This is a genomic window from Streptomyces sp. NPDC051217 (assembly GCF_044455465.1).
In the GTDB taxonomy this organism is placed as follows: domain Bacteria; phylum Actinomycetota; class Actinomycetes; order Streptomycetales; family Streptomycetaceae; genus Streptomyces.
In genome coordinates, this window is the sequence record NZ_JBITEV010000016.1 from 147,561 (window position 1) to 170,322 (window position 22,762).

17 protein-coding genes and 1 tRNA gene are annotated in these 22,762 nt (G+C 67.6%); 12 read left to right on the forward strand and 6 right to left on the reverse strand.

Translation table 11 applies throughout. The features are described from left to right. Positions 1-73: 73 nt before the first annotated feature. The 3 genes from ACIBBB_RS29900 to ACIBBB_RS29910 all read left to right on the forward strand — a co-directional run bounded on the left by ACIBBB_RS29900 (position 74) and on the right by ACIBBB_RS29910 (position 4,827). Entirely contained in the window at positions 74-2,368 is a 2,295-nt protein-coding gene (locus tag ACIBBB_RS29900; protein WP_398987434.1) for a heterodisulfide reductase-related iron-sulfur binding cluster, read from the forward strand. Positions 2,369-2,579: 211 nt separating this feature from the next. Then, positions 2,580-3,731 (forward strand): FG-GAP repeat domain-containing protein, encoded by a 1,152-nt coding sequence (locus ACIBBB_RS29905; RefSeq protein WP_398987436.1) that lies wholly within the window; start codon positions 2,580-2,582, stop codon positions 3,729-3,731. Positions 3,732-3,867: 136 nt separating this feature from the next. Continuing rightward, entirely contained in the window at positions 3,868-4,827 is a 960-nt protein-coding gene (locus tag ACIBBB_RS29910; RefSeq protein WP_398987438.1) for a Yip1 family protein, read from the forward strand. Between the two features lie 88 nt (positions 4,828-4,915). Here ACIBBB_RS29910 and ACIBBB_RS29915 read toward each other — a convergent pair whose 3' ends face one another. Next, the gene (locus ACIBBB_RS29915) at positions 4,916-5,416 is read right to left on the reverse strand and encodes a phosphoribosyltransferase (RefSeq protein ID WP_398987440.1); all 501 of its coding nucleotides are present in this window, start codon (positions 5,414-5,416) and stop codon (positions 4,916-4,918) included. 5 nt (positions 5,417-5,421) lie between these two features. After that, complete coding sequence (gene dcd / locus ACIBBB_RS29920; protein WP_398987442.1) at positions 5,422-5,997, reverse strand: dCTP deaminase; 576 nt, start codon at positions 5,995-5,997, stop codon at positions 5,422-5,424. 431 nt (positions 5,998-6,428) lie between these two features. Here dcd and ACIBBB_RS29925 point away from each other — a divergent pair. Beyond that, positions 6,429-6,502 (forward strand) — tRNA-Gly (locus ACIBBB_RS29925). Between the two features lie 329 nt (positions 6,503-6,831). On the opposite strand, the gene ACIBBB_RS29930 is transcribed toward ACIBBB_RS29925, so the two are convergent. Both ACIBBB_RS29930 and ACIBBB_RS29935 read right to left on the reverse strand, forming a co-directional pair. After that, positions 6,832-7,995, reverse strand: coding sequence for a tyrosine-type recombinase/integrase (locus ACIBBB_RS29930; RefSeq protein WP_398987444.1), 1,164 nt, complete (start codon positions 7,993-7,995; stop codon positions 6,832-6,834). Continuing rightward, positions 7,995-8,207: an excisionase family DNA-binding protein gene (locus ACIBBB_RS29935; protein WP_078075978.1), complete on the reverse strand. Its 213-nt coding sequence runs from the start codon at positions 8,205-8,207 to the stop codon at positions 7,995-7,997. Before ACIBBB_RS29935 ends, ACIBBB_RS29930 begins: the two co-directional genes overlap by 1 nt. 945 nt (positions 8,208-9,152) lie before the next feature. Here ACIBBB_RS29935 and ACIBBB_RS29940 point away from each other — a divergent pair. The 5 genes from ACIBBB_RS29940 (at position 9,153) to ACIBBB_RS29960 (ending at position 14,549) form a co-directional block, all read left to right on the forward strand. Further along, a complete protein-coding gene (locus tag ACIBBB_RS29940) occupies positions 9,153-10,418 on the forward strand; it encodes a DUF3631 domain-containing protein (protein WP_398987447.1) in 1,266 nt (421 codons plus the stop codon). 266 nt (positions 10,419-10,684) lie between these two features. Further along, positions 10,685-11,515, forward strand: coding sequence for a DUF2637 domain-containing protein (locus ACIBBB_RS29945; RefSeq protein WP_398987476.1), 831 nt, complete (start codon positions 10,685-10,687; stop codon positions 11,513-11,515). A gap of 399 nt (positions 11,516-11,914) precedes the next feature. Then, positions 11,915-12,364: a plasmid mobilization relaxosome protein MobC gene (gene mobC, locus ACIBBB_RS29950; RefSeq protein WP_398987449.1), complete on the forward strand. Its 450-nt coding sequence runs from the start codon at positions 11,915-11,917 to the stop codon at positions 12,362-12,364. After that, positions 12,361-14,004, forward strand: coding sequence for a relaxase/mobilization nuclease domain-containing protein (locus ACIBBB_RS29955; protein ID WP_398987451.1), 1,644 nt, complete (start codon positions 12,361-12,363; stop codon positions 14,002-14,004). The genes mobC and ACIBBB_RS29955 overlap by 4 nt, the downstream gene beginning before the upstream one ends. Positions 14,005-14,123: 119 nt before the next feature. Then, positions 14,124-14,549, forward strand: coding sequence for a hypothetical protein (locus tag ACIBBB_RS29960; RefSeq protein WP_398987453.1), 426 nt, complete (start codon positions 14,124-14,126; stop codon positions 14,547-14,549). 313 nt (positions 14,550-14,862) lie between these two features. Here the strand turns inward: ACIBBB_RS29960 and ACIBBB_RS29965 are convergent, their stop codons facing one another. Beyond that, the gene (locus ACIBBB_RS29965) at positions 14,863-15,690 is read right to left on the reverse strand and encodes a DUF317 domain-containing protein (protein WP_398987456.1); all 828 of its coding nucleotides are present in this window, start codon (positions 15,688-15,690) and stop codon (positions 14,863-14,865) included. A 912-nt stretch (positions 15,691-16,602) separates the two neighbouring features. Between ACIBBB_RS29965 and ACIBBB_RS29970 the strand changes: the two genes are divergently transcribed. Both ACIBBB_RS29970 and ACIBBB_RS29975 read left to right on the forward strand, forming a co-directional pair. Further along, positions 16,603-18,669, forward strand: a complete 2,067-nt coding sequence (locus tag ACIBBB_RS29970; protein WP_398987458.1) for an ATP-dependent nuclease — start codon at positions 16,603-16,605, stop codon at positions 18,667-18,669. Continuing rightward, the gene (locus ACIBBB_RS29975) at positions 18,666-20,561 is read left to right on the forward strand and encodes a UvrD-helicase domain-containing protein (RefSeq protein WP_398987460.1); all 1,896 of its coding nucleotides are present in this window, start codon (positions 18,666-18,668) and stop codon (positions 20,559-20,561) included. The genes ACIBBB_RS29970 and ACIBBB_RS29975 overlap by 4 nt, the downstream gene beginning before the upstream one ends. 99 nt (positions 20,562-20,660) lie before the next feature. On the opposite strand, the gene ACIBBB_RS29980 is transcribed toward ACIBBB_RS29975, so the two are convergent. Next, positions 20,661-21,998, reverse strand: a complete 1,338-nt coding sequence (locus ACIBBB_RS29980) for a tetratricopeptide repeat protein (protein WP_398987462.1) — start codon at positions 21,996-21,998, stop codon at positions 20,661-20,663. Between the two features lie 371 nt (positions 21,999-22,369). On the opposite strand from ACIBBB_RS29980, the gene ACIBBB_RS29985 reads away from it, so the two are divergent. Then, the gene (locus ACIBBB_RS29985; protein ID WP_398987478.1) at positions 22,370-22,732 is read left to right on the forward strand and encodes an ATP-binding protein; all 363 of its coding nucleotides are present in this window, start codon (positions 22,370-22,372) and stop codon (positions 22,730-22,732) included. Positions 22,733-22,762 lie beyond the last annotated feature (30 nt).

Below are 22,762 nucleotides of genomic sequence, written 5' to 3' on the forward strand. Positions count from 1 at the left end.
TTAAGTTACCGCTTAGTAGATGCCACTGACGTGGTGCTGTTCTTTCCACCCTCGCAGGCCCGAGGAGCCCCCAATGCAACTCGCCGCGATCATCGTGTCGCTGGTGCTGACCGTGGTCGGCGTCGCGCTCATCTCCCGAGCCGTCGTCGAGATCTACCGGTTCGTGAAGCTCGGCTCACCCGTACCGGCCGGCAGTCGCACCGACGACCCCAGGGCGCGCACGGTCACCCTGGCCAAGGAGTTCCTCGGCCATACGCGGATGAACCGCTGGGGCGTCGTGGGCTTCGCGCACTGGTTCGTCGCGATCGGCTTCCTGACGCTCGGGCTGACGATCGTCAACGCGTACGGCCAGTTGTTCCAGGCCGACTGGACCATCCCGTACATCGGCACCTTCCTGCCGTACGAGGTCTACATCGAGTTCATCGCGCTCGCCACGACCGTCGGCATCCTCGTACTGATCGCGATCCGGCTGCTGAACCTGCCGTCGCGGGCGGGCCGCAAGTCGCGCTTCACCGGCTCCAAGGCCTGGCAGGCGTACTTCGTCGAGTACGTGATCCTCGTCATCGGCCTCGCGATCCTCACCCTGCGCGGCCTCGAAGGCGCCCTGCACCACGTCGACAGCTACGACCCGGCGTACTGGGCCTCGTACCCGCTGGTCCTGGCCTTCAAGGGGCTCAGCCCCGGCACGCTGCAGAACCTGGTCTACCTGACCGCCATGATCAAGCTCGGCGTGACGATGATCTGGGCCATCACCATCGGCCTCAACACGAACATGGGCGTCGCCTGGCACCGTTTCCTCGCCTTCCCGAACATCTGGTTCAAGCGCGAATCCGACGGCGGTACGGCGCTGGGCGCGCTCCGCCCGATGGTGTCCGGCGGCAAGGAGATCGACTTCGAGGACCCGGGCGAGGACGACGTCTTCGGTGTCTCGCAGGTCGAGCAGTTCTCCTGGAAGGGCCTCCTCGACTTCTCCACGTGCACGGAGTGCGGTCGATGCCAGTCGCAGTGCCCCGCCTGGAACACCGGCAAGCCGCTCTCGCCGAAGCTCCTGATCATGTCTCTGCGCGACCACGCGCACGCCAAGGCGCCGTATCTGCTGGCGGGCGGCGGCAAGACGACAGAGGGCGAGGAGAAGGCGTCCGCGGAGCAACTGGCCGGTGTGCCGGCCGCCGCCCTCGCGGAGGCCGAACGCCCGCTGATCGGGACGCTGGAGGAGAACGGCGTCATCGACCCGGACGTCCTCTGGTCCTGCACCACCTGCGGCGCGTGCGTCGAGCAGTGCCCGGTCGACATCGAGCACATCGACCACATCCTCGACATGCGCCGCTACCAGGTGATGATCGAGAGCTCGTTCCCCTCCGAGGCCGGGACGATGCTCAAGAACCTGGAGAAGAAGGGCAATCCCTGGGGCCTCCAGAAGAAGCAGCGCCTGGAGTGGACCAAGGAGCTCAAGCAGGAGGCGGGCTTCGAGGTGCCGGTCGTGGGCCAGGACGTCGAGGACCTCTCCGAGGTCGACTACCTGTACTGGGTCGGCTGCGCGGGCGCCCTCGAAGACCGCGCCAAGAAGACCACGAAGGCCTTCGCCGAACTGCTGCACATCGCGGGTGTGAAGTTCGCGATCATGGGCGGCGACGAGAAGTGCACGGGCGACTCGGCCCGCCGCCTGGGCAACGAGCCGCTGTTCCAGCAGCTCGGCCAGGAGAACGTGGCGATGCTGAACACGGCGTACGGCGAGTCCCTCAACGAGGATGGCGAGGTCGATCCGCAGACGAAGAAGCCGAAGTCCTTGAAGAAGATCGTCGCGACCTGCCCGCACTGCTTCAACACGATCGCCAACGAGTACCCGCAGCTCGGCGGCGAGTACGAGGTCATCCACCACACCCAGCTGCTCCAGCGCCTCGTCGACGAGGAGCGGCTGATCCCGGTGACCCCGGTCGAGGGTCTGATCACCTACCACGACCCCTGCTACCTGGGCCGGCACAACAAGGTCTACACACCGCCGCGCGAGATCATCGCGAAGGTGCCCGGCCTCCGTAACGAGGAGATGCACCGCCACAAGGAGCGCGGCTTCTGCTGCGGCGCGGGCGGCGCGCGGATGTGGATGGAGGAGCGGATCGGCAAGCGCGTCAACAACGAGCGCGTGGACGAGGCCCTTTCGCTGAATCCGGACATCGTGTCGACGGCGTGCCCGTTCTGCCTCGTGATGCTGACCGACTCGGTCAACGGCAAGAAGAACGAAGGCAAGGCGAAGGAATCGCTCCAGGTCGTGGACGTGGCGCAGTTGCTGCTCGACTCGGTACGGACGCCGGCGGACCGGGCGGACTCCTCCGAGCCCGCGGCCGAACCGGCGGCGGAGCCCGCCACGTAACACCCTCCTCGAAGCACTCTCCTTAAGAAGAACGCGGCCGGACCTGCCTCGGGGGCGGGTCCGGCCGCTTCCGTCGTCCGGGGCCTTTTCCATCCCCTGGGACTATCGGCCCGTGATCGCGATCGGTCCGTTTCCTTACCGCAACGCGCGAACTGGAGCATCATGTGGCAGCGAATGTCATGTGACCGGACAGAAGTAGGTGGATGAGGTCGTGCGCATACGTACCGGCGCCTCGACAGCGGTGATGACCGGCGCCGGCCTCTGTACGGCGCTGGCCCTGCTGCTGACCGGTTGCAGCGGTTCCGGCTCGGAAGGCGGCTCCGACGGCGGCTCGGGCGGCAGCAAGGCCAAGAACGGCGACACCGCGCCCCTGGCCGGCCGCGCCTCCGTACCGAAGCGCCCCGTTCCGCGCGGCGACGGCAGCGAGGTCCCGGCCGACTTCAACGGCGACGGCCACCGCGACCTCGTACTGAACGACCTGGTCAAGGCACCTGAAGCGATCCAGGGCGACGACGCGGGCATCGGCATCGTGTACGGCTCCGACTCACCGCGCGGCGTCGACCCCGCCGTACGCCAGACGCTGACCCCCGCCGCCAACGGCGCGGCCACCGACGGCGTCCTCCCGGCCGCCTTCGACGCGGCGGCCACCTGCGACCTGGACGGGGACGGTTTCGCCGACCTGATCGTGAGCACGGACCCGCCGTACGACGGCCTCGGCCGCCCGCCCGTCCCGCTCCAGCTGCTCTTCGGCGGCCCGGACGGCATCACGGGCAAGGCGGTCGTCCTGAAGATCCCCGCGAAGGCGCGTTACGGCAACGAGTGGCCCGACCACCCGGTGTGCGGCGACTTCGACGGCGACGACAAGCCGGACCTCACCGTCTCCGCGAGCGCCGGGCAGGTCAGCTACCTGCGCGGCCCGTTCAGCCGCGCCGGCGCGCCCCGCGCCGCGGCGGCCCCCATCCCCGGCGGCGGCCCGGTCCTCTACGCCCCGACGGGCAAGGCGGACACGGACGGCGACGGCTACGACGACCTGGTGCACGCCACGCGCACGCACGAGCCCGGCAAGGCGGCCAAGGGCAAGCTGCTGCTGGGAGGCCCGCAGGGGCCGGGCGAGGAGGGCGGCACGTACACCTTCAAGGCCGTCGGACTCCCGCCCGCGCCCAAACTGCCCGGTGCGGGCGGCAGGACCACGACGGACCTCCTGGAGTCCGCGGACCTCACGGGCGACAAGCGGCCGGACGTACTGACCCGCACGCACCAGGGCGAGGAGAAGGATCTGATCGCGCTGTATCCGTCGGGGAAGGACGGAAAGGCGGCGGAGCGCCCGGTGATCAGCTTCAGCACGTCGATCTTCCTGAAGTAGGATCAGGTTTCCCCACTCCCCAGGTGTAGCAAGCCCCCCAGGGTTCCCTTAGGGGATGTCACAGCTCGGCCGCAAAGGCTGGCCTGTTCCAGCTCCTCCGGCCCCCCGCCCTCCCGAAACGGGTACGTTCGGTGACGTGGCTGGATTCAGGATCGGACGCGGCCGGGACAACCGCACACGTCAGCAAGACCCGCAGCAGCAGCCGTACGGACGGCAGGCGGCGCCCCCTCCGCAGTACGGAGGCGGGCAGCCGGCGCCCCCGTACGGCCGGCAGCCGCGCCCTCCGCAGCAGCAGTGGCCCCCGCCGGGCGCCGGACAGCCCGGCCCCCCGCAGGGCGGTTACGGCTACCCCGGACCTGGTGGACACGGCGGCCGGCAGGGCGGGCACGGCGAGCCCGAGTACTTCGGCGACCCGTACAACCAGCAGCACGGCGGTGGCGGCGCGCAGGACCCGTACGCCAACAACCCTGGTCACACGCAGCAGTTCAGCGTGGACGAGCACGGTTACGGCGACGGCGCCACGTACCACGCCGGCGCGGCCCCGGCCCCGGCCGGCCCGCGCCTGCACTGGAAGCAGCTGCTGAGCGGCATCGTGCTGCGCCCGAACGGGACGTTCTGGCAGATGCGTGACTACGCGGTCTGGGGCCCGGCGCTGGTCGTCACGTTCCTCTACGGTCTGCTCGCCATCTTCGGCTTCGACGGCGCCCGCGAGGAGGCGATAAACGCCACCCTCTCGACGGCCATCCCGTATGTCCTGACGACGGCCGTCGCCTTCGTGATCGGCGGTCTGATCCTGGGTGTGGTGACCCACACCCTGGCCCGCCAACTGGGCGGCGACGGCGCGTGGCAGCCGACGGTCGGCCTCTCCATGCTGATCATGTCGATCACGGACGCACCGCGCCTGGTCTTCGCGCTCTTCCTGGGCGGCCAGAACTCCCTGGTGCAGATCCTCGGCTGGGTCACCTGGGTCGCGGCGGGGGCGCTGTTCACCATGATGGTGAGCCGGTCGCACGACCTGCCGTGGCCGAAGGCGCTGGGCGCCTCGGCGATCCAGCTGATCGCTCTGCTGTCGCTGATCAAGCTGGGCACGATCTGACGACCGGAGCCCGCCGTCCGACGGACGGCGGGCTCACCGGTTCTCAGGAATCGGCTTCTCAGGAATCGGCTTCTCAGGCTTCGGGTGCTCAGGCTTCGAGAACCTGCTGCCCGCTGCGGCGCACGACCGGTGGCTCGACGCTCCAGGGGAAGTTGATCCACTCGTCGGTGCGCTTCCAGACGTACTCGCATTTCACGAGCGACTGTGTCTTCTCGTAGATGACGGCGCTGCGGACCTCGGCGACGTGATCGAGACAGAATTCGTGGACGAGTTTGAGGGTACGCCCGGTGTCGGCGACGTCGTCGGCGATGAGGATCCTCTTGTTGGAGAAGTCGACCACGTTCGGCACAGGTGCCAGCATGACCGGCATTTCCAGAGTCGTACCAACTCCCGTGTAGAACTCCACATTCACCAGATGGATGTTCTTGCAGTCGAGGGCGTACGCGAGCCCGCCGGCGACGAAGACCCCGCCGCGGGCGATGCTCAGGACGACGTCGGGCTCGTACCCGTCGTCGGCGACGGCCTGCGCCAGCTCCCGTACGGCGAGGCCGAAGCGCTCGTACGTGAGGTTCTCCCGTATGTCGTCCACGTCCCTCACACCTGGGTCCGGTGGAAATTCAGGAACGAGCGGGAGGCGGTGGGCCCGCGCTGCCCCTGATAACGCGACCCGTAGCGATCGGAACCGTACGGGAACTCCGCCGGCGTACTGAGCCGGAACAGACACAACTGCCCGATCTTCATACCGGGCCAGAGTTTGATGGGCAGGGTCGCGAGATTCGACAGCTCCAGGGTCACGTGCCCGGAGAAGCCGGGGTCGATGAACCCGGCGGTCGAGTGCGTGACGAGCCCCAGGCGCCCGAGACTCGATTTCCCCTCCAGCCGGGAGGCGATGTCGTCGGGGAGCGAGATGACCTCGTACGACGAGGCGAGCACGAACTCACCGGGATGCAGGATGAACGCCTCGTCCCCGTCCGGCTCGACCTTGCGGGTCAGATCGGTCTGCTCGACGGCGGGGTCGATGTGCGGATAACGGTGGTTCTCGAACACGCGGAAGAACCGGTCGAGCCGTACGTCGATGCTCGACGGCTGCACCATCGATTCGTCGTAAGGGTCGATACGCACGCGCCCGGAATCGATCTCGGCCCGGATGTCCTTGTCAGAGAGAAGCACGCCCCGAGGATACGCAGAACGCGCGGGCCCACCCCAACCGGGCAACCCCGCGCGCCCCTACCAACCACCTGCGTCAGCGCCGCCCGACCTCCACCGGCACGGCATGCCGCAACCGAGCACAACGCGGACACCGAATCAACCGCCCGGGCCCGAGCCGCCCGGCGTCAAGCTGCTGCATCGGGAACGTCGTAGTACTGAACACATGCCCCTCGGCACAGCGGACGACGGTGCGATCCATCAAGTCCATCAGGTCCCTTCCCCAAGAACGCGGACGAACCCACACATTAGGGGATGACCAGGACGGCCACCGAAGCGGCACTCCGATGACGGAGGCTACCCCCAACTCCCGGGGCCGAGAGCCACATCGAGCAGCCGGAGTCGACAATGGGGTAGAGTGTCCACGGAAGCGCCACTGATCAGGGCGGCTCCACGCGGGTGTAGTTTAATGGTAGAACATGAGCTTCCCAAGCTCAGAGCGCGAGTTCGATTCTCGTCACCCGCTCCACGACGAAGGCCCAAGTCAACGACTTGGGCCTTGTTTGTTGTCTAGACCATTTCTTGCCCCACCAGCCCTCCACCAGCCCTATCTGCTGACAGAAGCCCGGTTTCGGCGACGTCTCGCGCGATGCGCGAGCCTTTCCGCGCCGGACTTCTCGAATGGCGAGACGCATTTCCTGTGAACTGGGTCACAGGAGCGTGAGGCGTTGCGGCATTGCGAAAGCGATGCCGCTTCCTGCGGACTCCGCCCGGGGCATGAAGGCGGAGACAGGACCGCTGTTCCTGGCTAAGCGGTCCCGCCTCCGCCACGCTGCCTCGGGCAGGGCAGCCACGACCTCACCCGGAGTGCTTCCGCGTCTCCGCCTGGGCCTGCTCGGCCGCTTCGCCGCGCTGCTGCCGGACTTCGGCGTCGATGCTCTTCGCGAGCTTGCGCTGGTGCTTCTTCTTGGAGTGCTGGTAGATCAGTTGTGCCTTGGGGCTGGACTGGCCCGCCCGGACCATGAGGTCTTTGAGCTTCGCGCCCGAGTCCGCCGCCAGGGTGTTGCCGGTGTGGCGGAGATCGTAGAAGCGGAAGCTGTCCGGCAGGCCCGCCGCGGTCCGCGCCTTGCGCCACTTGCGCCCGAAGGAAGACCGTCGCAAGGCGGCTCCGCGCTCTCCGACGATGAGCAGTCCGTCCGGTTCCTTCTCGGCGAACCACTGAAGGTGGCGACGCAGCTCGGGCACCACGAAGTCGGGCAGGTAGATCGCCCGCTTCCCTGCGCGCGACTTCGGTGCTCCCACGACCTTCTGGCCGTTGGTCAGCTCCGGTGCGGCTCGTCTGATCCACACGACGCCTTCGTCGAGGTCGATATCACCGCGCCGCAGCTCCGCGAGCTCTTCGGGGCGGAGGGACGCGAAGGCGCCCAGGAAGATCATGATGCGCCAGCGCGGTCCGATCGCCTCGGCCAGCGCGTAGACCTGATGGATCTCGGCGACATCGCGTTCGTCCGCCTCCTCCTTGCCGGCGCCCTTGATACGGCATGGGTTGCTCTTGAGGAGTTCGTCGTCGACCGCGGTCTGGAGCACCGCCTTCAGCAGACGGTAGGACTTGGCCACTGTGGTCTTGGCGCCATTGGTCGCCTTGAGCCGTTCGGCTCGCCACACGCGTACATCCGCCGGCTGGATGTCGTCCAGGTCCCACGCGCCGAAGGCGGGCAGGATGTGGAGCCTGAGCAAGCGGGTGTACAGATCCTCGGTGGTCGCCGCGAGGCCGCGCTCCCGAACCCACCTGTTGGCGAAGTCCTCGAAGTTGACCGCTCCGGCATCGGGGTCGGTCCAGTGTTTGCGCTCTATGTCCGCCTGGGTCAGCGTGAGCCAGGTCGTCGCCTCCGTCTTGGTCTCGAAGGTGTGTGGCGCGTAGCGCCGCACACCGTCCGGAGCCCAGTAGCGGGCCTGGAAGCGTCCCGACTGGGTCTTGCGCACGCTGCCGAACTCGCGCCGCCGCTGCGGCTTGCGCGGCATCAGGCGGCCCTGCCGTAGCTCGGCCGACCCCGTCGCGCGGGCTGGACGGTGTGGGCTTCGATGTACGCGGTGAGAGCGCTGTCGGCAATGCGGACGTGGCGTCCGACCTTGACGAAGACGATGCGGCGTTCCGCCACGAGGCGGCGGACGAAGCGCACGCCTGTGCCGAGCCGTTCGGCGGCCTCGTCCACAGTGAGGAGGCGGTCAGCCATGCAGCGTCACCTCCTTCGCGGCACGCGTGGTCCGAGCGGAGTCATGGGGTATCGCGGGCCGGAGCAAGGCGGGGTCCTCTCTTCGCAGGCATATGGCACGGCAATGCCGGCCTGCGTGGTCGATCGCTTGGGATGGCGGTTGTTGGCGTGCGCCCGCCCCTGCGGGGGCAGCCGGAGCGGCAGTTGAGCTACGCGTCGCTGCTGGGGCCGTTCTCACTGGCCGAGCCGCCTGGGGACACGGTGGTGTTGGTCATCGGGCTGCCCAAAGCGGCTCCTCGGTGGCTGAGTTGGCACTGGCCGATGCCTTGTTGAGCACGGGGGAATTCAACGGTGCTGCGACCCTGAATTCCTTCCGGGCATATTGCGAGCGGTCTGTTTTCCATGACCAAATGTGTACCTCGCGTTCGCCGGTTTGGTGAACCGGCGTTCTGCGGCTATGTTGCGCTCCGCTTCACCGTGGAAGGGAGTTGAGCCGGACTCCTGAGGGCGCGGCCATGAGTGGTGGATTCGGTCGCCGGGGGGTGTTCTGACGTGGGGTTGTGTGTTGTAGCTCGGGTCACGGCGACTGCGCAAGATATTCGCGATGTGATGCTTCTGGCTTTGTCGTTGCTCAGGCTTTTTTGTCGACCGGCGTTTCGGGTCTACCGTTATATGAAAGCCCCCGCAGCAAGTGTTCGCCGACAGCTGTCCGCTTTCTCTGGCGAGTGCTGGACTTGTGCGGGGTGGTTGTGGCTGTCTTGGATTCGCCCGCCGCGGCGACCCAACCAGCCCTAGCCGCCTGCCTCTTGACCCGCCGCAGCCACTACCGCCCCACGCATGAATGAAGCCCCCGGCAAGGCCGGGGGCTTCAACCGCAACCTCTCAACCGCCATCCCTAGCGATCAACCTGCGGAAACCGGGATTGCCGTCCCATAAGGCCCGCGAGCAGAGGAGCTGATGTCCAGTATGACCGAACCCCAGCCGAAGACCCCGTCCCACCGTGACGCGACGCCATCGTGGCCTCCGGTCGCCGTACCCGGCCAAGCCGCCAACTCCCCCGTGCCTCCCACGGGCGAAGACCGCGAGGACGAGCCTCCAGCGACGCCGCTGCCCGAAGGGGCACAGGTGCTGGCCGATCTGCAGGCGCAGATCACGCGGTACGTGATCCTGCCTTCGGCGGAGGCCCTGACGGCGGTGACGTTGTGGGTGGCGGCCTCGCATCTGCAGCCGGCGTGGCAGCACGCGCCGCGTCTGGCGGTGGTGGCTCCGGAGAAGCGGTGCGGCAAGTCGCGGCTGCTGGACGTGCTGACCGAGACGGTGCACAACTGCCTGATCACGGTCAACGCCAGTCCTGCCGCGATCTTCCGGTCGATCACCGACGACAATCCGCCCACGCTCCTGGTCGATGAGGCCGACACCCTCTTCGGCACCGCGAAGGCGGCTGAACGGAACGAGGATCTACGGGGTCTGCTGAATGCCGGGCATCAGCGGAACCGGCCCACGCTGCGGGTCTCGGGGCCCGAGCACAAGCCGACCCCGTTCCCCACCTTCGCCATGGCAGCCCTTGCCGGGATCGACGACCTGCCGGACACGATCATGGACCGGTCGGTCGTCATCCGGATGCGCCGCCGGGCACCGGGAGAGAAGGTCGCGGCCTTCCGCACCCACCGCGACACCCCCGCGCTCCACGCCCTGCGCGACCGCCTCACCTCCTGGCTCCAGCCCATCGGTGCGCTGGCGGCGGACCGGGAGCCGGTCATGCCGGTCGAGGACCGCGCGGCCGACACGTGGGAGCCGCTGGTAATCGTCGCCGACCTCGCCGGTGGCGACTGGCCCGCGCTGGTCCGCGTCGCCTGCCAGGCCATGAGCGACTACGAGGCGGGGCAGGACGAGGAAGGCGGTCTGCGCACCCGCCTGCTGGTCGGTATCCGCCGGGCCTTCGGCGCCGAGCGTGACCCGGTGGTACTGGCCACCAAGCGCCTGCTGGAAGCGCTCAACGCGGACAGGGAAGCTCCGTGGGCGGAGTACGGTGCCGGCGGTCTGACGCCGCGCGGCCTGCAACTGCTCCTGAAGCCCTACGGCATCGGCTCGGCCAACCGTCGCTTCCCCGACGGCACTCAGGCCAAGGGCTTCGCGCGCAACCAGTTCCTCGACGCCTGGGCCCGCTACTGCCCCGAACCGGCACCCCCGGCTCCGGTCACGGCGCAACGGCTGCCCGGCACCGCGCCCTGACCCGGAACGTCCCGTCGCACCCGTCCCCGCCCAGGTCAGCGCGGGGACGGGTGAAGGCCCCGCAACGAGTCGACTCGACATCACCACTCCACCCGTACCTGCCCTGACCAGGCACGCAACGAGTGGTACGAGTCCCGCCCCCATGGCGGCCGGGCCCCTCCCCCGGCTCACAGCCGCCACCCCTAGCCCACCTGGAGTGTTCCCGCTTGCCTGATTCATCCGTTCACTCCCACCAGACCACCGGCGCGACGAACCGTGGCCGGCGGGTGACGAAGCACGCCGCCGAGCGGTACGCCCTTGCCGCCGCCGGTGCAGTCATCGTGGCCCTGACCGTCGGGGCGTTCTGGCTGTCCTACGCGCACCTCGCGGAGGTGGCCGGGAAGCACGGGCTGGGCGGCTCGCCCACGCGTCAGTGGGCCTGGCCGGCGACCGTTGACGCGTTCATCGTCGCGGGCGAACTCCTCATGCTCCGCGCCGGTCTGCGCCGGGTCACCGACGGATGGGCCATCGCCCTCACCGCCACCGGATCGGTCGGCTCCATCGCCCTCAACGTCGCCGGCGTCAGCGGCACCGCAGGCTCTGGCGCCGTGCCGCTGCTCGACTACGTCGTCGCCGCCGTCCCGCCCACCGCAGCCCTGCTCGCCTTCGGAGTACTGATGCGGCAGATCCACCAAGGCGTCGACCAACCCACCGGCCATCCGGACACGACTTCCGACCAGCCCGCCAACCCGCCTACCACGGCGTCCGCAGAGCCTCCGGCTCTGGTGGCGGAGAGCGAGCCGCTCGGCGGCAGTCCTGAACTCATCGGCCCATCCGGTTCTCCCGCCCGCCCCGTGCCGGAAGTGTTCGACACGGTTCCGGCACAGGACGCGGCTCCTCGGCGTACGGGGCGGCCCCCGAATGCCTCGCTTGACGAGCTGCTGGCCATCGCCCGCCCCGTGGCCGAACGGCTCGGTGGGGTCGACCGCGACGTGATCACGGACGAGATCCGGATCGTTCAGGGGCGCAAAGCCGCCAACGAGCGCCTGCTGAAGGTTTTCAAGGTGCTTGAGGAGGAGCGGGACTCAGCGCGTCCCTCGGCCCAGCGGTCCGGCTGACCGCCTCACATCTCTCGATCACCGGAAGTCCGGAAGTAGTTCGGACTTCCGGTGACCGGACCCTCCCCACTCCTTCCGCCCTCCCCACTCAGAGCCTCTGCTCCGCCGACGCCCCCGCGTCACTGCGCACCGGCTGACCCGCCAGCGCTTGGCACCCAGCCCGATTACCTACCGACCCCGGAGTTCCGCACCATGACTGACCAGCACCGCGAACAGCCCACCCCTGAGCAGGAGATGACGACCGCACCGGCTTCAACGCGAGCAAGGTATCCCGTTGGACCGTCCAAGGGCCGGTCCAACGGGGGAATCTCCGCCCCGGGGGTGGCGGAGGGGCACGGGCACCAGCGGGTGCCCGAGCAAAACGACCCCACTGACGTCTCTGATCCGTCCGTTGCGCCGTTGCCGCGTGCTGCTGATCAAGCCGCGCTGCACCGCGTCGCCCGCCGCCGCGAGCGCCAAGACGAGCAGCGCAAAGAGCGCGTCGATGTCCGATACAGCGTCGGCGAGAAGACCGACATCCTCGGCATGGCCCAGTCACTGAACATCGCCGCCGCCCACTACGTCGGCGCCGTCGTCATGGCCCACGTGCACGGTGACCTCGCCCTGCCCGGCCAACGCACCCCACTGGACGACTACATCGACGAACTCAACGCGCTACGCGCCCAGATCACCCACATCGGCCGCAACCTCAACCAGATCGCCTGGAAGCTCAACTCCGGCGGCCACCCACACCCCGGGGACAGCGCCCTGCTCGCCGAGACCGAGCACACCCTGACCGCCGTAGGCGCGGCTGTGCGGGACATCGCACAGGCCGCGAACCAGGCGGTCAGCAAGAAGGCCGCCCGTTGATCGCGAAGATCAACAGCGGCAAGAGCACCGCCGGCCTGATCCGCTACCTCTTCGACACGAAGAAGGCCAAGGACCACACCGACCCGCACCTGGTGGGCTCCTGGGACGGCTTCGCCCCGGATCCCGGCCGCGCCAACGATCCCGACGCCGCCAGGAAGCTCCTGGTCGCGGATCTCGACCTGCACGTCAAGCAGGCCGAACGGCTGGGCCGAGCACCGGAGAAGCATGTGTGGCACTGCTCGGTCCGCGCCGCCGAGAGCGACCGCATTCTCACGGACGAACAGTGGGCCGATGTCGCCCGCCGCGTCGTTCACGCCACCGGCATTGCCCCCGAGGGTGATCCGGACGGGTGCCGGTGGGTCGCCGTCCGGCACGCACCCGACCACATCCACATCGCCGCCACCACGGTCCGGGCGGACCTGCGGACCGCCCGGCACTGGAACGACTACCTCACCGCCGACCGTGAACTCGCCGCCGTCGAGAAGCACTACGGCCTGCACCAGGTCGTACGCGGCGACCGCACCGCCGCCAAACGCCCCACCCGCGCCGAACAGGAGAAAGCCAAACGCGCCGGCCAACAGAAGACGCCGCGCGAGCGCCTGCGCGCCGCAGCCCGCACGGCGGTGGCCGCCGCGACCAGTACGGAGGAGTTCCTCACCCTGCTGGAGCACACCGAGGGGGTGCTCGTCGACGTCAAGCGCTTCCCCTCCGGCGACGTCCGCGGCTACACCCTCGCCCTCGAAGGCGACACCAACAGCGAGGCGGAGCCGATCTGGTACTCCGGATCGAAACTCTCCCCCGACCTGTCATGGCCCAGGATCAGCGAACGCCTGACCGCCACAACCCCCACCGCACGCCCGTGGCAGGACGCGATCACCGCCATCGAGTACATCCCCCGCGCTCTCACCAACGACGCGGCGCCAGCCTCACAGGCCCACATCACCGCACTCGGCGAAACCCTCGACGCCCTGCCCCTCCTCACCCCCGCCCCCTACCGGGAGGAACTCCGGCGGGCAGCAGCCGCCTTCGAACGCGCCTCCCGCTCCCGCGTCCAGGCCGAGAACCGCCACGCCGCCCGGCTGCGCGCAGCCGTCAGGGCCATGCTCCGCACCCCACCACCGAACAGCCTTGACGGCACGCTCCTGGCCCTGTTGCTCGACACGATCGTCCTGGCCACCGCCGCCACCTTGCGATGGCACGACCTGCACCACCACGACCAGCAGGTCACCGCCACCCGCAGCGCCCTCACCCACCTCCACACCGCCGCGGACCAGGCCGCCACCACCGCCCTGGCCACCGTCAAACGGGCAGGGCCCACCAGCCCCACGGTCCGCCTCCGGTACGAACACACCGTCTACATGGTGCTGCCCGAACACGCCGACACGATCCTCAACGCCCCCGACTGGGACGCGCTCGCCGCCACCCTCGCCCGCGCCGACACCAGCGGCCTCGACCCCGTCGAAGTCCTCCGAGCCGTCGCCCAGCGCCCCCTCGACGACGCCCGGTACCCCGCACGCCTCCTCGCCTGGCGCATCCAACAAACCACCCACACCGCACAGACACCCCGCACCACGCCGCCGGCACCACAGCCCACACCAAGTCCGGCGCCACAGCCCGGCGGGCCGCGCACCTGCCACTGACCCCCGGACGCCAAGTCCACCGAGTCACGGAGGCACCCCATGCCCCGCGCACCACCCAGGTCAGTTCGAACCGCTCACCAGCTCAGACCATCCACACCACATTGCACAAGGAACCGCCCATGCCCCAGCCCCACATCCGCCCCGACGTCGTCGCCCTCTTCGCCGACGTGGACTGGCACGGCCACCTCGACGACCCCCAGCGCGCATACCACCGTGACGGGCGTCCCTTCACCCTCGCCGAGCAGGGCCTGCTCGTCACCATCACCCCGGAAGAGAAGGCCGCCGGGCACCAGCAGATACGGCGCGAGAACGAGTGGCTGGACGAAGTCGACTCGATGAGGGACGACTTCGTCGCCCTGGTAATGAAGTACTTCGACCGGCTCCCCAAAAACGCCGTGGTCGCCGACGCCATCGGCATCATGACCGACGAGGACTACGCCGAGTACGAACGCCTCGTCCCGATCGTCACCGCACAGGACACCCTCGAATACCGCGCCACCCACGGAAACTCGACCGAACACCTCACCCGGCACACGGAGGACTGACCGCACACACCGACAGCCGCCGACCGCAGGCGGGCACTGACATAGCCGCCGATCAGGCCGCTACCCTGCAGGCGATGGCCAGAGCCCCAACGGCCGTCACCTGCCCGCCTGAACCACAACCGCACACAGACACGCACCGCAGCCCCGCATACCGAAACGGCATGCGGGGCTGCACAGTTACCACTCCCCGGTGTGAACACGCCCGTCCACGAGGCCGGTTCAGACCCGAGGCGAGAGGCGAGACGGCGGGCTTGGCACCGGGTCAGACGGAGAGCAGCCCCCTCTCCCTGGGCGTGGACGACGACGTTGCCCGTCAGTCGGCCGGAGCGCGCAGGAGCCGGTCCTTGGTGCTCTCGGGCAGCACCCGGCGCAGGACCGGCGCCGACGAGGCAAGGGACGCGGCAAATGCCGCAACGAGATCCTGCGGCACACCGGCGGAGAACGACGCCGCCCACAAGTACGGTGCGCCAAGTGTGGGTTCGGCCCATGCCTGCCACCCGGCCGGACCCGCCTCGCCGGCCGCCACGGTCAGGGCACGCGGGTCACCGTCCTGGATGAGCGGCGGCACCTCGCCGAGGCTGACGTATGTGGTGAACATCGGGTCCACCGCCCCGAAACGGGGATGGTCGATGTCGCGCAGCCAGCTGCGCGTGGTGAGCGTGTCGAGGACCAGCTCGGGTCCGGCGGACGCGGCTGTGGGCTGGTGGCGGTTGTGGAGGGCGGCGAGGAAGTCGCCGAGGATCTCGCCGGGGATGCCGGGGGTGAAGTAGGCAGACCACGCGGCGAGCGGGCTGCTGGTGTCCTCACGGGCGGAGACCTGCCAGGCGGCCGGCAGCTCCCCGAGGAGGAACGGCTCGTCCGCCAGGACCCACTGGGCCCAGCGCAGCGTGTCGGGGCTGATGTGCAGGACGGTACTGCGCAGAACTTGCCGGTCCTCCGAAGCCTCATCCGGATCGCGCCTGCCACGGACAACCGTCAGGTTCGCCCAGCCCAGCCCGGTGAGGGCGTCGGCCACCAGCTCGTAGAGGCATCCGTCGTCACCGGCCAGATACCGGGGACCGACCCAGAACGCCTGGGCAGCGGACGAGGCTGACGGGGTGGGTGGTTCGAGCGGGAACTCGGGATACAGAAGCGCCTCCAAGGCTAGGGGTGGGAACTACATGCCACCGACGGCGGGCAGCACGGGGGCGACCGACCCGGTCGGCTAAATCGGGATCCTCCCCGCAGGCGAGTGCAGGACCTCCGCGGAGTTGGTCCGGCCGAGTCTTCCCGGACGGTCCGCACGCCTTGTTGGGTCCCTCGGCCCCGCTGATGACAGCCCCGAGAAATCGAGCGGAACGTTCGCCTGGCTGATTCGCCCCGGGAACGTCCCCATCCGTTCAGAAACGGAGCGGGGCATGCGCCCAGTCCTGAACATCGGCATGGTCTCCGTGTTCCGAAACGGAACGAGCCCCGACGGCGGTCATCGCCGCATTTCTCTTGGCCAACTGCGGGTGGCGAATGATCACGGACAGGGCTCCGACAGACAGTGCCGGGACACGGGCTCATACCTCGTTGACCTGGCGACTTCCCTCAAGAACGTCTACGTTGACACGCCCTGCCCGCATAACCAAGTACTTCGTGGATCGTTCCTGTCTGCCGTCAGCAAACTGATCAAGATGCGCACGTAGGCCCTCAGATTTCATGGCCATATCCTCAGACGAGATGGCGTGCATCCGTACTGCCGGCTACAGCCCCTCCTGCCGTCACTCGCGGAAGGAACGTGCCCTCAGTCGAGAGAGCACCCGGGTGCAGTGGGCTCGTGGTCGGCTCGGGATGCCGCCCCACGGGAAACCGCACAATGCCCGCATGCAGCGGGCGTGCCTCCAGCCTGTCCGCCAGATGAGTCGTACACGGTCTGAGCCGTCGCTTCGCCCCCGCCTAGACCCATAGCTGTGGCGTGGCCGTGCCTAGCCTCAATCGACGGCCGCTACCGCTCTGACCGTGGGCGCGGGCTTTGGTGACGACCGCTAGGTGATGGTCCTTCGCCACTTCGTCATCGATCCAGCCGCCCGTGGCTGCCGATCAAGTCGTTGCTGAAGTGAAACTGGAGAGCAGAGCAGCAGTATGCAGATTGCGTGCACTACGTGAAGAAACAGTGCCTATGATGCGTCAAGGCTGCCTGTCACAAGGGAAATCGGGGCAGCTCGGCACACCCGCGCGTATCGAACTGCGGGTGCGAATACGGGGGCGCTTCATGTACTTGGCCTGCTTGCATGCCGAAAACTTCCGGATTTTCGGGGCCGCACCCCGGCAGGATGACGGAAAGAATCTGAGCCTGCGGGCCACGTTCGGGCCGTCCACCAACGTACTGGTTGGGGAGAACGGCAGCGGGAAAACCGCGATCGTCGACGCTATCCGGCTGTGCCTGCAGACCACAGCGGGCGACTACTACCGGATCACCGAAGACGACTTCCACGTCAACGAACACGGCCGCGCCGACACCTTCACACTCACCTGCACCTTCAAAGATCTCACCCGCCAGCAGCAGGCCGTGTTCCTCGAGCACCTGACCACAGAGGACGACGGCACATGCGCCCTGTACATCACCGTGCGCGCGCAGTTGATAGATCCAGGGCGCTCCGGCCGCACCTCCCTGACCACCCGAACCGGCCGCGACGGCAACGGCCCTGCTCTGGACGGCACTGCCCGGGAACTCCTGAAAGCCACCTACCTGCGCCCGCTGCGGGACGCGGAAGCTGAACTGCGCTCCGGCCGCGGATCACGCCTTTCGCAGATCCTCGCCGACTACCCCGCCATGCGGTCCCAGGACAAGAACGACTTCGACGAGGACTCTGACAGCGCGGAAACACTGGTCGGCATCCTCAAGCGCACCGAACACCACATCAACAAGAATCACGGCATCCGCGCGGCCCACCAGGACATCAACACCAACTACCTGCAGAAGTTCGCTATCGGCGCCGACACGTTGCGGGGAGAGATCGGCGTCGCTGGTGACGCCACCCTCGCCCGTGCGCTGGAGCGCCTGGAACTACGGCTGTTCGCCGGCACGAAGGAGTGGAGCAAGCACGGACTCGGCTACAGCAACGCCCTGTTTATGGCCGCCGAACTTCTCCTACTGGGCAACAGTGCCTTCGCTCCGCTGCTATTGATCGAAGAGCCCGAGGCACATCTGCACCCGCAACTGCAGACCCGCATCATGGATCTCCTGCACGAACGGGCCGGAGACACCGATGACCAGCCGACGCTCCCCGTGCAGGTCATATGCACGACCCACAGCCCCAATATCGCCTCGGCCACCCCTGTGGAGCACCTCACCCTGGTGGCCCGCGGTGCCACCTTCAACCTGGCTCCCGATCGAACGCGCTTGCACCGCGACGACTACGCCTTCCTCAGCCGCTTCCTCGACGTCACCAAGGCCAACCTCTTCTTCGCCCGGGGCGTTGCCATCGTCGAGGGCGCTGCCGAAGCGATCCTGCTGCCCGCGCTCGCCCAGGCCGTGAGCCGGTCGTTCAACGAGCGCGGGCTGAGCATTGTCAACGTGGGCAGCGTCGGCCTCTTTCGCTACCGGCGCATCTTCCAGCGCGACGGCCAGCAAATCCCCGTCAAGGTGGCCTGCATCCGCGACCGCGACCTCGTCCCCGCAGGCACCCCGAAAGACATGCGCAAGGAACTGAAGTGCTCGGCCGAGATGACACCAGAGCAGATCGCCGCGTATGTCGCCAACCTGAGCGATGAAGACGACGGCAACGTGCGCACATTCGTCTCTGACCACTGGACCCTTGAGTACGACCTCGCTGCAGCCTCCTGGACCCTGGCCACTCTCATGCAACAAGCCGTGCGCGCAGCCTCGAAGTCCACCTGGCCCACTGCCGACCAGCTCAAGGTCCTCGATGAACAGGCCGAGCAGGAAGTCCAGAAGTGGAGGGGTGCCGGACGGACACTGGCCGACGTAGCCCTCGACGTCTACAGGCCGCTGCGCATAGGACGGGTCAGCAAGTCCATCACGGCCCAGCATGCTGCCCGCGTACTACAGAAGACCCCCGTCAGGGACGAAGACCTTCCGCCCTACCTCATCGCTGCCTTCGACCACCTCTGCACACCGGCGGCTGACCGATGAGCCTTCCCTTCACTCCGGGCGTATTGGCCAAGGACAGGACCGAGGCTTTGGCCGCCCAGCGTGGCCTCGACCTCTCCCACCCTGAACAATGGGACTTTCTGCAGAGCACCGAGACTCTGGATCTCCAAGCAGCCCCCGGATCGGGGAAGACCAGTCTGGTCGGGCTCAAGCTCACACTCCTGGCACAAGGCTGGACCTCAGCCACCAGCGGCATCTGCGTCCTGTCACACACCAACACCGCCAAGGACGAGATAACACGCCGTCTCAGCGACACTCCGGCGGGGCGCCGCCTGATGGGGTTCCCGCACTTCATCGGAACCATCCAGACGTTCACCAATACATTTTTCGCGCTGCCGGCCCTTCGCTCGCAAGGCATCGAGATCCAGGCCATCGACGATGAGGCATACGCCGAGGACGCCCTGTGGCTCCTGGACAACAATCCCCGGTACCGCACGCTGAAGATATACACGGAGCATGGTTACGACAGGCGTGACCTTGTTGCGAAAGCGACCTACGTCTGCGAAGCCGGAGAGCTCATCGTCACCGGCCCTAAGGGTGCGTTGCCGTTCAAATCCACCAGCGAGAGCGCCCAACAGCTAGTCCGACTTAAGCAAGAACTCAAGCACAGGGGCCGCTTTCGCTACGGCGACATGTTCGCGATTGCGGAGCAATATATCGCTCGTCTCCCTGACGTTGCCCGTGCCACCGCGTACCGGTTTCCCTTTGTCCTGCTCGACGAGATGCAAGACACGAGCGATCTCCAGCAGCACCTCCTGGACCAGGTCTTCGGCCAGGGCGGCACCGTAGTACAGCGAGTGGGTGACACGAACCAGGGCATCTTCGCCGATGGAACCCCCGCCCCACCGCGGCCTTCTTCCTTCCCGATGCCCACCGCGTCCGAACTACCGGTCAGCCGGCGCTTCGGCACCCAGATCGCTGCGCTGGCCAGCCAGCTCACGGTCCGACGCCGACAGACCATCGAAGGAGAGGGTCCCGAGGGAACCATTGCCGTCCTTCTCTACGACGACGACTCCGTCACCGACGTCGTCCCCGCCTTCGAACGCCTGGCTCGGCAAAAAGTCCCCGCCGACATTCTCGCCGCCCACCCGCCCCGCGTGCTGGCCTCCCGGCTGGCCCCAGGAACCGCCAAGAAGTTTCCACGTGCGATCAACTGCTACCTGCCCAACCACGTCGCGCTGCCCCGAACGCAAGGCGCTCAAGAGCTGATCACCCACCTGCGATCCGCGCGCGCCGACCTCCAGACCGACCGCCATACCGCAACGGTAAACGCCTGGGACGCCGTGCGCCGAGCCTGTAGAGGCAGACAGGATCAGCCATTGCCTCCCCTGTCACGCCTCGAACGCGCCCCTCACTCGCCCGGCGGCCAGGCACGCCTACTCCTGCACCATCTGCTCACCGCCGACATCGACCGCGCAGACCAATGGAACAAACTGATGGACCGGCTCAAAGAGACGCTGCCGCATCTCACCGGCACCCCATTACCGGCCACGAGAAGGCTTCACGAAGCTCTCGGCCACATGCCTGTGCCTCTATCACGAACCGTACCCACCACCGGTACAGACGCAGGTTTCGTGGCCTCATCCATCCAGCGTGCCAAAGGTGAGACACACGCCGCCACTCTTATCCTTGAGTGCCTGGACAGCCGAGGTCAGAGACACGATGTAGGCCAAACCCTGGCCCTCATCACGCAGGCGACGGACATCGCCAGTGCTTCGGATACCGTGCGCAAGACGGCGCAGCTACTCTTCGTCGGTATCACGCGCCCCACACATCTCCTGGTTCTGGCTCTGCACCGTACTCGCGCGCAGCCGCTTCTGAGCACCTTTGACGGGTGGGGCTGGGAGGTTCACAGCGCGGCCACCAGTATCTGAGGACCACGTAGTGCGGCCAGGGGTAACTTCGGGAGAGCGCCAAGGTTGAAACGACCCTGCCCACTGCATCCCAGGGACGATGTCCGAGTCGGCGGTCGATTACGCGTTGGCCGGGACGCTCACCGCTCGCGCCCGCTCGTACAGGGCTTGTGCCGGGCGGTTGCGCAGGTGGGGACGTAGTAGTGCTTTCATCTGCACGACGCGCTCGTCGGCGCGCCCCGACTGGACCAACGGGTAGTCGTCAAGGACGCGGCCCCAGGTAGCGCATGCGGCCTCCAAGTGCCCTAGTTCCAGTTGTCGTTCCGCGAGCATGGCGTCGTAGCGGACGCGGGTCCTGCGGTACACGTCATGGCGGAGCTGCGACGATTCCTCAAGGTTCTTGACCGAGCCGGCCACGTCTCCAAGGCCGTATTGAACCTGTGCGACGTGGTACGCAAGGGACGACGGGTCGTAGCTGCCGAACGCCGCAGTTCGTGATTCAGCCTTCTCCATCGCAACTTCCGCTTCCTTTATGAGCTGAAGGGCGTTCCGGCGGTCGCCCGAGGCGGCGTAGGCGTGGGCCTGCTGTCCGGCGAGGAATGCCCGCATGCGCGGGCCGGCGGCGGGCGAGGCGGCTGCTGCTGCGTTCGCCAGGCGAAGGGCCGGGGCGTGGTGGTTGAGGTCCACCGCCTGAAGGCTCATCCCGCGCAGGGTGGTGCAGTACGTGAGATGGTCCTCGGCTGCACCCGCGAGTTCCAGGGCTTTGACGTAGTAGCGCTGTGCCAGGCCGTGGAGGCCCTCGTCCACGGCCATGTACCCCGTGAGATAGAGGAGGTCGGAGGCCGCCGACAGCATGGCCTTGCGTACTTCATTGGTGCCGTCAGCCCGAAGATGGGGCCCGACCGTATTGACCAGGAACGCGGCAGCCATCGGCCGTGCATGGCGTCCGCCGAACATGTCGTCCAGCTCGGAGACCTTCTCCGTCATGGCGATCACTGCATCGACTTCGGCGAATCCGATGCGGCGGGATCGGCCGGCCTGCACGGCTTCCATCCGGCCTACGACCTCTGGCCAGTTCGGGATGGTGAGCGCGACGGAGAACAGAGCCGAGCCCATGACACCGCGGCGGGACGGGTCCATGTCTTGCCTCCCCAGGTTGAGCAACCCTTCAACGGTAGCTCCGGGAGCGAACTGGCCATCCAACGGTGAGGGAAGCCCCGCGTCTACGTGAGTGATCGGGCGGCCGAGCCTGCGCGCGAGGGCCTCCAGGATGAGCGGACGGACTTCCTTCCTGGGGACCGTCCCGTCCAGCCAGTGGCTCACCGCTGAAGCGTCGTATTTCAACGGTCGGCCGTGCTCGGTACCGACCTTGTTGACGGCGGTCGCGAACTGGCTGTGGCTCAACGCCGACTCGTTGAGCAGGCGACTCAGGCAGCCGTTTTGCTCGCGCTTGGCCATGGCGTAGCTCCCCGCGTTCCGCGAACTTTCAACGCTTTCAATTTGCCGCGCTGCGCACACGGTACCGCTGTGCGTGTTCGTCCGGTTGCGTAGTGCGTGCAGGAACACCAGGCCCGTATGGCCATACATGACAGCGCCGGACTGCTGCTTGCAGCGCGACGAGGCGGACTGGCAGCACGCAGAACGCGAAGCCCCGTCCAGGTCGGGCCCGCTGTTACACGATCTCGGAGGGAATTCCCGTGCATCCGACGCTTCCCGCACAGCGCGCTCCCGCTCTGCTCTCTCCACGTTTACCGGCCCGCCTCGACACGATCCCGGTGAGTGGCGAGACGGCGACTTGGAGACAGCCGATGAGAAGTGCGCACGCTGAGATGTCGTTCGATGCCGATCCGAGGCGGGTGGAGGCTGCGCGTCGGGTGACGGCCGCTGTGCTGGGGAGGGTCGGCGTCAGGGATCGCGATGTGGTCGGGACGGTGCAGCTGTTGGTCAGCGAGATCGTCACCAACGCCATCGTCCACGGCAACGCCAACTCCGTCTCGTTCCAGGTCACTTGTGACCCCGCCGGTGACGTGCTGATCGAGGTCGACGACCACTCCTCCGGTGGCCCGGAGGTGCGGGAGGCAGGTCTGGATGACGAAGGTGGACGCGGCATGCAGCTCGTCTCTTTCTTCGCCCGGGACTGGGGCCGCAAAGGCACCTGCACCTGGTGCACGTTCACCGCCGGGAGCGGCTGATGCACTCCTCCTCCACGGCCCTCGCCGAGA

Coding starts and splice junctions, on each gene's coding strand:
- ACIBBB_RS29935 (WP_078075978.1), bottom strand. CDS start 8,207: ATGGCTGACCGCCTCCTCACTGTGGACGAGGCCGCCGAACGGCTCGGC.
- ACIBBB_RS29940 (WP_398987447.1), top strand. CDS start 9,153: ATGACCGAACCCCAGCCGAAGACCCCGTCCCACCGTGACGCGACGCCA.
- ACIBBB_RS29985 (WP_398987478.1), top strand. CDS start 22,370: ATGTCGTTCGATGCCGATCCGAGGCGGGTGGAGGCTGCGCGTCGGGTG.
- ACIBBB_RS29960 (WP_398987453.1), top strand. CDS start 14,124: ATGCCCCAGCCCCACATCCGCCCCGACGTCGTCGCCCTCTTCGCCGAC.
- ACIBBB_RS29900 (WP_398987434.1), top strand. CDS start 74: ATGCAACTCGCCGCGATCATCGTGTCGCTGGTGCTGACCGTGGTCGGC.
- ACIBBB_RS29975 (WP_398987460.1), top strand. CDS start 18,666: ATGAGCCTTCCCTTCACTCCGGGCGTATTGGCCAAGGACAGGACCGAG.
- ACIBBB_RS29980 (WP_398987462.1), bottom strand. CDS start 21,998: ATGGCCAAGCGCGAGCAAAACGGCTGCCTGAGTCGCCTGCTCAACGAG.
- ACIBBB_RS29930 (WP_398987444.1), bottom strand. CDS start 7,995: ATGCCGCGCAAGCCGCAGCGGCGGCGCGAGTTCGGCAGCGTGCGCAAG.